Genomic DNA, 11,889 nt, shown 5'->3' with positions numbered 1-11,889 from the left:
CCCTGCAGGGCGGGCAGGGCGGTGAGCGCGGCGGCGGCTGCGGTGCCGGCGAGGACGGTACGGCGGGATGCCTGCATGGGGGTACCTCGGGGGGGCAGGGCGGTGAGCGCGGCGGCGGGGGGGCGGGGGCGGGCGGCTCGCCCGCGTCGGCGGGGGTCTCCACCGGGCACGGCTGCCCGCCGCCGTGAGGCGGGGTGCTGGGGGCGGCCGGGGGCGCTCGGCCGGGTCGCTGCGCGGTGGGGGGGCGCGCCCCGGGCGCCGGTGGGCCGCGGCCGACGCGGAGTCCGGCGGCCGGAGTCCGGCGGCCGGCGGTTCTGCCGGGCGGCGGCGTTACCCCTTGATCGCCCCCGTCAGCATGCCCTTCTTGAAGTGCTTCTGCACGAACGGCGAGAGCACCGCGACCGGCAGCAGGGCCATCACCATCACCGCCATCTGGACGGCCAGCCCGGACAGTTGACCGGTCTTGATGGCCTGGCCGAGGCCGACCGGCGCCTCCTGCTTCTGGACGAGCTGGATCATCACGTTCTGCAGCGGCATCATGTCCTGGTCGTTCAGGTACAGCGAGGCGTTGAACCACGCGCTCCAGTACCCGACGGCGTAGAACAGGGTGATCACCGCGAGGACCGCTCGCGACAGCGGCATGACGATCTGCCACAGGATCCTGAAGTCGCCGGCCCCGTCGATGCGGGCGCTGTCGATGAGTTCCTGCGAGATGCCCATGAAGAAGCCGCGCAGGACCAGGATGTTGAAGACGCTGATCGCGCTCGGCAGGATCAGCGCGAGATAGCTGTCCGTCAGACCGAGCGACTGCACCAGCAGGTACGTCGGGATGAGGCCGGCGCTGAAGAACATCGTGGCGAGCAGGGCCAGGAGCAGCCAGCGATGGCCCAGCGACCCGGTCCGGGACAGTCCGTAGGCGCACAGCACCGACACCGCCATCGAGAACAGCGTGCCGACCAGCGTGATCAGGACGCTGATCACCGCCGCCCGGGTCACCTGCCCGCCGCTCAGCAGCTCCCGGTAGGCGACGAAGGTGACGCCCCTGGGGATCATCACCAGGCCGCCCGCCTCGTCGATCGTCTTTCGGGAGGAGAGGCTGGTGACGACCACGATCCAGATGGGGAAGAGAATCCCCAGACAGGCCAGCGACAGGACGAGGGCCTTGCCCGCGAGGCCCGCCCCGCCGGGCTCCTCCTCCCAGGACGGCCGGGGCGGGGCGGACCACAACCCGCTCGCGCCGGCCGGTTTGCGCGCCGGCTTCTCCAGAGTCGCGCTCACTTCTTGTACACCCCCTGCTCGCCCATGAGATGGGCCACCTTGTTCGCGGCGAGGACCAGCCCGAGGCTGACGACGCCCTTGACCAGACCGGCGGCGGCCGCGTAGCCGAAGTCCTGGTTGCGCACACCGTTCCACCAGACGAAGGTGTCGAGGACCTCGGACGCGCCCGGTCCCACCGCGTCGCGTTGCAGCAGGATCTGTTCGAACCCGACCGTCAGCGCGTCGCCGACCCTCAGCACCAGCAGCAGCGCGATCACCGGGCGCAGGGCCGGGAGCGTCACGTGCCACATGCGGCGCCAGCGGCCGGCGCCGTCCATCGCCGCGGCCTCGTACAGGTCGGTCGGGACGGAGGCCAGGGCCGCGAGGAAGACGATGATCCCCCACCCCGCGTCCTTCCACACGCTCTCCGCGGTGATCAGGAACTTGAAGGTCCCTGGGTCGGTCATGATGTCGAGGCCGTCGTAGCCGTGCTGTCGCAGCAGTTGGGAGAGCAGGCCCGCGCCGCCGAACAACTGCTGGAAGACGGCGATGACCAGGACCCAGGAGAAGAAGTGGGGCAAGTAGAGGATCGCCTGCGAGAGGGCCCGCACCTTCGGTCTGACCACGCTGTTGATGAGCAGCGCGAGCATGATCGGGATGGGGAAGTACAGCACCAGCTGGAGGCTGAACAGCACCAGGGTGTTGCGGACCGCGTCCCAGAACGCCGAGTCCGCGAAGATCCGCTGGAAGTTGTCGAACCCGACCCAGGGGCTGTGCAGGATCGAGACGATCCCGTTGTCGCTGACGTAGGGGTCGTAGTCCTGGAAGGCGACGACGTTGCCGAGGATCGGCAGGTAGCTGAAGACCAGGACGAGGAGGACGGCCGGCAGGGTCATCAGGAGCAGGACCCGGTCGCGTCGGAACCTCAGACGCAGGCTCAGTTTCCCCGAGGGGGGTTTTCGCGGGGCGTCCGCTTCGCCACCGGGCGCCGCCGGTGTGCCCGCCGTCTCGTCCGCCTCGGCCTCGTTCCGAGGCACCGTGCTGTGGGCCACGGCGTTCTCCTTGCCTCGCTGCCGGTCAGCTCGCCGCCGTGCCGTTGTCGTCGAGCAGCTTCTGGTACCAGTCGCGCAGTTTGTCGCCGCCCTTGCTCTTCCAGTCGGAGACGGCCTGCTGCATGTCGCTGATCTTCTTGCGGCCGCGGGTGATGTCGTCCTCGAGCTGCTCGAAGCCGTCGGAGAGGTTGGTGTAGCGGGCCGGCTCCGTGATCTGCATGCCGTAGAAGGAGGACTTCTTGGTGAAGGCGCCCGCGTGCTGCTGCCACTCGACCTGGGCCTTGGCGACCGCGGGGAAATCGGGGTGCGCGATGGTCGCGGCGGGGCTCGCGACCATGACGTACGCGTTCGACACCTCGTTGTTGCCCTTGTCGGTCTTGACCGGGACGCCGTCCTTGACGGTGTAGTCGGTGCCCTCCACACCGTAGTTGGTCATCATGTACTCCTTGGTGCCGTACGGAGCGGCGGTGACGTTGGCGACGGCCAGCACGTCACGGATGACCGACTCGGACGCCTTCTTGTTGACGAAGGCGAAGATGCCGGCGGGCTGTTCGGCCCAGAGATGGGGGTCGCCGCCGTCGTGTGCGAAGACGTCCATGCCCCAGATCTTGAACTCGGGGTTCTGGGTGGCCTGTTCGGCGGTGCGGCCCCACCACTGGCTGATGTTGTTGGCGTAGATCAGGAACTCGCCGGCCGCGAACTTGGGGCCGGGGTCGGGGGCCGTCTTGCCCAGCTTGGCGTCGGGGTGCACGACCCCGGCGGCGAAGAGCTTGCGGGTCCACTCCAGCGCTTCCAGGTACTCGTCGGTCTCGACGCGGTTGACGAGCTTGCCGTCGACGAGGTTCCAGCCGAGGGGTTTCTCGCTGCCGGAGAGCACCCCGAACATCTGCCAGGCGGTCCACTTCATGTCCAGGCAGGCCCACCGCTTGGCCTTGGCGTCGGTGATCTCCTTGGCCAGCGCCATGAACTCGTCCGCGGAGCGCGGGACGGTGTACCCCTGCTTGTCGAAGATGTCCTTGCGGTACAGCGGCACGATGCCGGTCACGTACGGCGCAGGCTGCGGCAGGCCGAGCAGCTTCCCGCCGAAGATGGACCGCTGCCAGGCGTCGGTGGGGATCGCGGCGAGGTTCGGGTACTCCTTGACGGCGTCCCCGGAGAGGTAGGGGCCGAGGTCGGCGAACTTGCTGATGATCGCGCTGGGTATCCGGCCGGTCATGTTCCAGCCGGGGACGACCACCACGTCCGGCACGTCGCTGGAGGCGAGGACCGCGCCGAGCTTCTGGTCGTAGGTGTTGCCGTCCTGGTTCTGCCAGACGACGTCGACGCCGATGAGCGAGTTCATCCCCTGGTAGTAGGGGTTGCCGGCCTTGGGCGGGGATCCCCAGAACGGCGACATGACGGTGACCTTGCCGCCCTTGCCGAGTTTCTCGGGCACCGAGGTCTTGAGCGTGGTGAGGTCGAGCTTGCCGGTGAAGCCGATCGCCGAGCCGTTCTTGGCCGGGATGTCCGGCGTCACCACGTTGCTCGCCACGAACGCCGGGAGGATCTTCTTCGCGTCCTTGCCCGACGTGGTGCCCTCGCGTGAGCCGCTGTCCGAGCCCCCGCAGGCGGCCAGCAGCGGCATCCCTCCCGCCACCGCTGCGGTGGCGACCGCCGTGGAGGCGAGGAAGCTTCTCCGGCTGGGCCCGGACGGACCTGAAGAGGGGGAAGCGGCGTTCGGCGTCATTGCGTCAACCCTTCATGGCGCACCAGGACACCCGGCGGTGGCCGTCGGCTGCGGTGTCTCGAGTGGAACTGGCTGAGCTGAAGCGCCCTTCGACCGACCATGCCCGACACCACCCGACACGTCCCTGGCGTCGAACTCAGTCGAAGCGCTTCGATGTTGCTGCGAGGTTAAGTGAACACTCGGGGGTGCACAAGGGTCGTCCCCAAGATTCCTCCGAGGCGTGAGGAGTGACGTGTGGGTATGGCCTGCTTGAAATTAGCGTGAGGTTCTCTTGACACTCACCCTCTCGTCGAATGAGCATCGAAGCGCTTCGAAAGACCCTTCCCGGTCCACTGCAGAGGGATCCCACCGTGACCGCACCCACGCCGCCCACGCCGCCGTTCCGCGATCCGCAGCTGCCGTTCGCGAAGCGCATCGACGACCTGCTGTCGCGCCTGACGCCGCAGGAGAAGGTCTCCTTCCTGCACCAGTACGCGCCCGCCGTCGAGCGTCTCGGCATCGCCGCGTTCCGCACCGGACAGGAAGCGCTGCACGGCGTCGCGTGGATGGGCCCGGCGACGGTGTTCCCGCAGGCCGTGGGTCTCGCCGCGACCTGGGACACCGACCTCGTGCGCCGCGTGGGCGAGGCGGTGTCCAGGGAGGTCCGGGCGATGCGCGCCCGCGACGAGCGGGTCGGCCTCAACGTCTGGTCGCCCACCGTCAATCTGCTGCGCCACCCTCTGTGGGGCCGCAACGAGGAGGGCTACTCCGAGGACCCTAAGCTCACCTCGGCCATCGCCACCGCCTACACGCGCGGGCTGCGCGGCGATCACCCCACGTACTGGCGCACGGCCCCGGTCCTCAAGCACTGGCTGGCCCACAACAACGAGACGGGCCGGGACGTCACCTCGTCGTCGGTCCGCCCGCGCGTGCTGCACGAGTACGACCTGCGTGCCTTCCGCGAGACGGTGCAGGCGGGCGCGGTGGCCGGGGTGATGCCCGCGTACAACCTGGTCAACGGCCGCCCCAACCACGTCTCGCCGTATCTGCGCGAGCACCTGCGCGCCTGGACCGACGACGAACTGCTCGTCTGCTCGGACGCGGGCGCGCCCTCCAACCTGGTGGACTCCGAGCACTACTTCGACACCCACGAGGAGGCGACGGCGGCGGCGCTGGTGGCCGGCGTGGACAGTTTCACCGACCACGGCACCGACGGCTCGACGATCGTGGCCCGGGTCGGCGGCGCCCTGGAGCAGGGCCTGCTGACGGAGGCGGACGTGGACGCGGCGGTCCGCCGTCAGCTGTCGGTCCGGTTCCGCCTGGGCGAGTTCGACCCGCACCACGACCCGCACGCGGAGGCCGGTGCGTTCGACACCCCGGCCCACCGGGCCCTCGCCCAGGAGGCCGCCGAGCGGGCGGTCGTGCTGCTGCGCAACGACGGCGTGCTGCCGCTGGCCGCCGACGCCCGGATCGCGGTGGTCGGCCTGCTCGCCGACGAGTGCAAGCTCGACTGGTACAGCGGCACGCTGATCCACCGCTCCACTCCCCTGGAGGGGCTGTACGAGCGGTTCGGCCCCGAGCGGGTCGAGTTCGCCGAGGGCGTGGACCGGGTGCTGCTGCGGACCTCCGCCGGAACGTTCCTGAAGGTCCCCGACGCCCCCGAGGCGGCGGCCGCGGTGCGCGGCGCCGAGGGCGCGCTCGACCCGGCGCTCCTCGCCGGGCGCACCGACCTCCCGCCGCTGACCACGGACGCCGTCGGCTCGGAGCTCGCGCTCGTCGAATGGGGCGAGGGAGTGCTCACACTGCGCGCCCCCGACGGTCGCTACCTCTCGGTGGCCGAGGACGGCCGACTGCGCGCCTCCGCCGACCAGCCCGGCGGCTGGATCGTCCAGGAGACGTTCCGCCTCGAACCGCATGGAAACGGTCACCTCCTGCTGCACGTGGGCACGGGTCGCCCTGTGTGTGTCGCCGCCGACGGCGTGCAGGTTGCCGAGGCCGTCGCCGGGGCCGAGCCCGAGGTCTTCGAGCTGGTCCTCGTCGAGAGGGGCGAGGACGCCGTGACCCGGGTCGCCGCCGGCGCCGACGTCGTCGTGGTGGTGGCGGGCAACGACCCGCACATCAACGGCCGCGAGACCGAGGACCGCACGACGCTGCGGCTGCCGACCCATCAGGAGCGGCTGCTGGCGGCCTCCCGGGCGGCGAACCGGCGCACGGTGCTGGCTCTGGTGTCGGCGTACCCGTACGCGTTCGAGCCGGGACCGCTGTCCGCGGCGCTGTGGACCGCGCACGGCGGCCAGGCCGCGGGCGCCGCCCTGGCGCGGGTCCTGGCCGGCGACGTCTCCCCCGCCGGCCGCCTGCCCCAGACCTGGTACGCCGACGACGCCGATCTGCCCGACCTGCTCGACTACGACGTGATCGGCGCCCGTCAGACGTACCTCTACTTCGAGGGCGACCCGCTCTTCCCGTTCGGGCACGGCCTGTCGTACGCGTCGTTCTCCTACGCCGACCTGGCGGTGCGCGTCGAGGGCGGGTCGGTGCACGTGGCGTTCACGGTCGCCAACACCGGTGCGGTGAGCGCCGACGAGGTGGCCCAGCTCTACACCCGCGCCGTGGAGCCCTCGGTGGTCCGGCCGCGCCGCGAGCTGCTCGGTCACCGCCGGGTGCGGCTCGCGCCCGGCGAGAGGACGGAGCTGTCCTTCGAGGTCCCGCTGTCCGCGTTCGCCTTCTGGGACGTGGCGCACGGCCGGTGGCGGCTGGAGTCCGGCCCCTACGACCTCCTGGTCGGCGCGTCCAGCGCGGACGTCCGGCTGCGCGGGAGCGTCGTCCTCGAGGGCGAGCCGTCCGGCCCGCGCCAGGTCCTGGAGGGCGGTCTGGCGGCCGTCGACTTCGACGAGCAGAGCGGCTGCGAGATCGTCGACCGCGCGAAGACGTCCGGCGACGCGGTGACGCCAGTCGGGGGCGGGACCGGCGAACTGGTCTTCCGGACCTGTGACTTCGGGACCGGGACGACCGGCGTGAAGGTCACGGTGGCCGGGCAGGGGACGGTCGAACTGTGGTCGGACGGCGGAGCCGCGCCGGCCCTGCTCACTCTCGGCACGCCCACGGCAGGCCCGTACGACCATGTCGACATCGAGGCCGACTTCGCCGCGGACGGCGTGCGCGACCTGCACATCGGACTGCGCGGCCCGCTGCGGCTCGCGCACGTCGGCTTCAGCGGCTGAGGGTCCGCGAGGAGCCGACGCGGAGGGGCCCGGCACCGGAAGGCACCGGTGCCGGGCCCCTTCGGGCGGCTATATGAAAACGGTTCCCACGTGCTAGAGCGCGAGGCCCGTCAGGACCAGCACCCGCTCGTAGGTGTAGTCCTCCATCGCGAACTTCACGCCCTCGCGGCCCACCCCGGACTGCTTGGCGCCGCCGTACGGCATCTGGTCGGCGCGGTAGGAGGGCACGTCGCCGACGACGACGCCGCCGACCTCCAGCGCGCGGTGGGCGCGGAAGGCGACCTGGAGGTCGTGGGTGAACACGCCCGCCTGGAGGCCGTACTTGGAGGAGTTGACGGCCGCGAAGGCCTCGGCCTCGCCGTTCACCCGCTGCACCGTGAGCACCGGCCCGAAGACCTCCTCACGGGCGATCGTGGTGTCCGACGGGACGTCGGTGAGGACGGTCGGCGCGTACGAGGCGCCGTCGCGCTTGCCGCCGGCGAGGAGCTTCGCCCCCGCGGCGACGGCCTCGTCCACCCAGGCCTCGACGCGCTCGGCCGCGGCCTCGCTGACCAGCGGGCCGACGTCCGTGGCGTCGTCGGAGGGGTCGCCGGTGACCTGGGCCTCGACGGCGGCGACGATGCGCGGCAGCAGCCGGTCGTACACGGCGGCGTCCGCGACGACCCGCTGCACCGAGATGCAGGACTGGCCGCCCTGGTAGTTGGAGAAGGTCGCGATGCGGGCGGCGGCCCAGTCGAGGTCGGCGTCGGAGGCGTAGTCCGCGAGGACCACGGCCGCTCCGTTGCCGCCCAGTTCCAGGGTGCAGTGCTTGCGAGGCACCGAGTCCATGATCGCGTAGCCGACCTTCTCGGAGCCGGTGAAGGAGATGACCGGCAGCCGCTCGTCCTGGACGAGGGCGGGCATGCTGTCGTTGGCGACCGGCAGGATCGACCAGGAGCCGGCCGGCAGGTCCGTCTCGGCGAGCAAGTCGCCGAGGATCAGGCCGGACAGCGGGGTCGCCGGGGCGGGCTTGAGGATGATCGGCGTGCCCGCCGCGATCGCCGGGGCGACCTTGTGGGCGCACAGGTTCAGCGGGAAGTTGAACGGCGCGATGCCGAGCACGACACCCTTGGGGAAGCGCCGGGTGAGGGCGAGCCGCCCCTGACCACCGAGGTCGGTGTCCAGGCGCTGGGCCTCACCGCCGTTGAAACGCCGGGCCTCCTCGGCGGCGAACCGGAAGACCGACACGGCGCGGCCGACCTCGCCCCGCGCCCACTTGATCGGCTTGCCGTTCTCCGCGGAGATCAGCTGGGCGATCTCCTCGGTGCGCTCGGCGAGTCGCTTGCTGACGTGGTCGAGGGCGGCGGCACGCACATGGGCCGGGGTGGCGGCGAACTCGTCACGCACGGCGTACGCGGCGGCCACGGCCTCCTCGACCTGGGCGTCCGTCGGCACGCCGACCCGGGCGACGAGGCGCCCGTCCCAGGGAGAGGTGACGTCGAAGCTGTCCTCGCCGGTGACCTGGCGGCCGGCGAGCCAGAAGGCGTGGAGGGAAGTCATATCGGAGTCCCGGCCCTTCCGCTTAGGGGGTGTCCTGGTGTGTGCGTGCTCCACGGTAGGTGGGGGACGCCGACAGGGCGCTTGTCCGAGTCGTACGGGTGGACGGCGGATGTGCTCCGGTTTGGCGCGGTCGCTCCGCTCCCGCGCCGAGGCCGCCCCGTTCCGCTTCCCGCTCCTGAGTCCCTTCCGGTTCCCGCTCCCCGCCCCGCCCTGGCGCTCGCTCCAGGAAGAGCCGCAGCGCGCCGAGCAGCACCGCGCCCAGGCACCAGCTCGCCACGACGTCCAGCGGCCAGTGGTAGCCCCGCCGGACCAGCCCGAAGGAGACGGCCAGGACGGCGAGTGCACCCGTGGCGACGGCCGCCCGGCGGGTGAGCGCCGTGCGCAGCCACGGCAGCAGGATCAGCACCGCGGAGCCGTAGGCGACGGCCGCCGTCGCGGTGTGCCCGGAGGGGTAGTAGCCGGTGGCCGGCGGCACGGCGGGCGTACCGGGCCGGTCGATCCACTCCTTCAGGGGGACGACGATCAGCGGCACGAGCGCCATCAGACACAGGGCGGCGACGGACGGGACCCACCACCGCGCGTCGCCCGCGTCTCTGCCCCGCCATGCCGTCCAGGCGGCGACCAGCACCAGGGCCGGGACCGCGACCTGCACGTTCCCCAGGTCGGCCAGCAGCTCGCCGGCCCGGCCGGGGTGGACCAGCGCGTGGCTGAGGCGCTCGTCCGGCCCGAGGAGCGGCCCGGCGGCGGCCACCTGCCAGGTGATCAGCGCGAAGAGGACGGCGGGCGGCAGAAGGCCGAGGAGAGCGCGGCGCGGACGGGACGGCATGGGTCCCAGCTTGTCAGCAGCGGCCGGCCGGCCGGGAGCCGGCGGACACGAGGGCGCGGAAGCGATCGAGAACCGGAAGGGACCCGAACGAAAAGGACCCCGGATCGGTGTCCGGGGTCCGCTTTTCGTGATCTGCACCAGAGAAGGAGGTCGGCCGCCCCGGAACAGGGGGGGTGGTTCCGGGGTGGCCGTCCGGACCGGATCGTCGGCCGCCCCGGGGGGTTTGGGGCGGACGACCGTCCGATCGGTGTGGAGATTTCCGAAGCCGGAAGCTCCGGTTGTGTGCGCGAGGGCACGACCAGGTCGAAGCTGGGGAGGCCCCGGCCCGGTGTCCGTCCACAGTCCCCTGTGGGCGGGGTGTATCTCTCATCTGCGTAGAACCTACGTCAGCGACAGGCGGTAGGACAGGGCGAATCCCGTCCCGCCATCCTCCCCGCACACGTTCTTCACACGCTCTGCGAGCGCTGGGAGGCAGCTGTGCGGACCGCCGGCTCAGATGCGCGCGAAGGCCTGCTCGATGATGTCGAGCCCCTCGTCGAGCAGGTCGTCGCCGATGACCAGCGGGGGCAGGAAACGCAGCACGTTGCCGTACGTGCCACAGGTCAGGACCAGCAGGCCCTCCTGGTGGCAGGCCTTGGCGAGGGCGGCGGTGGCCTCGGGGTTCGGCTCCTTCGTCGTGCGGTCCTTGACCAGCTCGATCGCGATCATCGCGCCACGCCCGCGGACGTCGCCGATGACGTCGAACTTCTCGGCCATGGCCGTCAGACGGCCCTTCATGACGGCCTCGATGTGCTTGGCCCGGGCGTTGAGGTCGAGCTCCTTCATCGTCTCGATCGCGCCGAGCGCCCCCGCGCAGGCGACCGGGTTGCCGCCGTAGGTGCCGCCCAGGCCGCCCGCGTGCGCGGCGTCCATGATCTCGGCGCGGCCGGTCACGGCGGCGAGCGGCAGCCCGCCCGCGATGCCCTTGGCCGTGGTGATCAGGTCCGGGACGATGCCCTCGTCCTCGCAGGCGAACCACTGGCCGGTGCGGCAGAAGCCCGACTGGATCTCGTCGGCGACGAAGACGATGCCGTTGTCGGACGCGAACTTGCTGATGGCCGGGAGAAAGCCCTTGGCGGGCTCGATGAAGCCGCCCTCGCCGAGCACCGGCTCGATGATGATCGCGGCCACGTTGTCCGCGCCGACCTGCTTGGTGATCTGGTCGATGGCCTGCGCGGCGGCCTCGGGGCCCGCGTTCTCGGCGCCGGTGGGCCAGCGGTAGCCGTAGGCGACCGGGACACGGTAGACCTCGGGGGCGAACGGGCCGAAGCCGTGCTTGTACGGCATGTTCTTCGCCGTCAGGGCCATGGTGAGGTTGGTCCGGCCGTGGTAACCGTGGTCGAAGACGACGACGGCCTGGCGCTTGGTGTGGGCACGCGCGATCTTGACGGCGTTCTCGACGGCCTCGGCGCCGGAGTTGAACAGCGCGGACTTCTTGGCGTGGTCGCCCGGGGTGAGCTCGGCGAGGGCCTCGGCGACCGCCACGTAGCCCTCGTAGGGGGTGACCATGAAACAGGTGTGGGTGAAGTCGGCGAGCTGGGCGGTGGCCCGGCGCACGACGGCCTCGGCGGAGGCGCCGACGGAGGTCACCGCGATGCCGGAGCCGAAGTCGATCAGGCGGTTGCCGTCGACGTCCTCGATGATGCCGCCGCCCGCGCGCGTGGTGAAGACGGGGAGCACCGAGCCCACGCCGGCCGCCACCGCGGCGGTACGGCGGGCCTGCAGCTCCTGCGACTTCGGGCCGGGGATGGCGGTGACGACGCGGCGCTCCTGCGGAAGGGCGGTCATGACGGCTCCTGTGGTTCTGCGAACGGGGCTTTGCGGACGCTTTTCCCTCTTTTCTCGCAGGCTAGGACGGCGGACGGAGGGTGGGCATGCTCCATGTGGGCGGTGTCGGAGAGACGGGTTGTCCGTCATGGACAGTGCCGAAGGGGGACCATCCCCGCGGGCGCGGGCGCGTAAGCGGTGAACTCCCCTTGCGGGCGCGTTAGATTGGCTCGCTGATGACGGACGGAACGGCTGGTCAGGGGGCAGGGTCGATGGACAGCGACGGGACGCAGGACGCGCGGGGTACGCATGCGAATCCCGTGCCGCGCCCGGCGGGGCCCGCGCACCCGCCCTCGGCGCCGCCGCGGCCGACCCGCGCGCCGGGCGTGCCGCCGGCCGCCGTGCCGCGCCCGGCGGGGCCCGCGCACCCGCCCTCGGCGCCGCCGCGGCCGACCCGCGCGCCGGGCGTGCCGCCGGCCGCCG

7 protein-coding genes and 1 pseudogene are annotated in these 11,889 nt (G+C 71.6%); 1 reads left to right on the top strand and 7 read right to left on the bottom strand.

What is annotated here, in order from left to right; translation table 11 throughout:
- Window positions 1-330: 330 nt before the first annotated feature.
- The 3 genes from BG482_RS39500 to BG482_RS39490 are packed head-to-tail and all read right to left on the bottom strand — an operon-like array spanning window position 331 to window position 4,035.
- Window positions 331-1,278 carry a carbohydrate ABC transporter permease gene (locus tag BG482_RS39500; RefSeq protein WP_069774046.1) on the bottom strand — a complete coding sequence of 316 codons (948 nt, stop codon included), beginning with the start codon at window positions 1,276-1,278 and terminating at the stop codon, window positions 331-333.
- Window positions 1,275-2,309, bottom strand: a complete 1,035-nt coding sequence (locus BG482_RS39495) for a sugar ABC transporter permease (protein ID WP_069774045.1) — start codon at window positions 2,307-2,309, stop codon at window positions 1,275-1,277. Before BG482_RS39495 ends, BG482_RS39500 begins: the two co-directional genes overlap by 4 nt.
- A gap of 25 nt (window positions 2,310-2,334) precedes the next feature.
- Window positions 2,335-4,035, bottom strand: coding sequence for an extracellular solute-binding protein (locus BG482_RS39490; RefSeq protein WP_069774044.1), 1,701 nt, complete (start codon window positions 4,033-4,035; stop codon window positions 2,335-2,337).
- Window positions 4,036-4,385: 350 nt separating this feature from the next.
- On the opposite strand from BG482_RS39490, the gene BG482_RS39485 reads away from it, so the two are divergent.
- On the top strand, window positions 4,386-7,235 hold the full coding sequence (locus BG482_RS39485; protein ID WP_069774043.1) for a glycoside hydrolase family 3 C-terminal domain-containing protein: 2,850 nt from the start codon (window positions 4,386-4,388) through the stop codon (window positions 7,233-7,235).
- A gap of 93 nt (window positions 7,236-7,328) precedes the next feature.
- On the opposite strand, the gene BG482_RS39480 is transcribed toward BG482_RS39485, so the two are convergent.
- From BG482_RS39480 to BG482_RS45885, 4 genes and pseudogenes are all read right to left on the bottom strand, one after another.
- Entirely contained in the window at window positions 7,329-8,774 is a 1,446-nt protein-coding gene (locus BG482_RS39480) for an aldehyde dehydrogenase family protein (protein ID WP_069774042.1), read from the bottom strand.
- Window positions 8,775-8,796: 22 nt separating this feature from the next.
- On the bottom strand, window positions 8,797-9,600 hold the full coding sequence (locus BG482_RS45895; protein ID WP_069774041.1) for a phosphatase PAP2 family protein: 804 nt from the start codon (window positions 9,598-9,600) through the stop codon (window positions 8,797-8,799).
- Between the two features lie 492 nt (window positions 9,601-10,092).
- Entirely contained in the window at window positions 10,093-11,427 is a 1,335-nt protein-coding gene (gabT, locus tag BG482_RS39470) for a 4-aminobutyrate--2-oxoglutarate transaminase (RefSeq protein WP_069774040.1), read from the bottom strand.
- A 235-nt stretch (window positions 11,428-11,662) separates the two neighbouring features.
- Window positions 11,663-11,889, bottom strand: a pseudogene (locus BG482_RS45885) (hypothetical protein); the annotation flags it as partial.

The sequence above is a fragment of the Streptomyces sp. LUP30 genome (assembly GCF_001746365.1).
Classification (GTDB): domain Bacteria; phylum Actinomycetota; class Actinomycetes; order Streptomycetales; family Streptomycetaceae; genus Streptomyces.
The sequence above is the reverse complement of the archived record's forward strand: the minus strand, read 5'-3'. Positions and strand labels throughout refer to the sequence as shown.

Coding starts and splice junctions, on each gene's coding strand:
- BG482_RS39490 (WP_069774044.1), bottom strand. CDS start 4,035: ATGACGCCGAACGCCGCTTCCCCCTCTTCAGGTCCGTCCGGGCCCAGC.
- BG482_RS39480 (WP_069774042.1), bottom strand. CDS start 8,774: ATGACTTCCCTCCACGCCTTCTGGCTCGCCGGCCGCCAGGTCACCGGC.
- BG482_RS45895 (WP_069774041.1), bottom strand. CDS start 9,600: ATGCCGTCCCGTCCGCGCCGCGCTCTCCTCGGCCTTCTGCCGCCCGCC.
- gabT (WP_069774040.1), bottom strand. CDS start 11,427: ATGACCGCCCTTCCGCAGGAGCGCCGCGTCGTCACCGCCATCCCCGGC.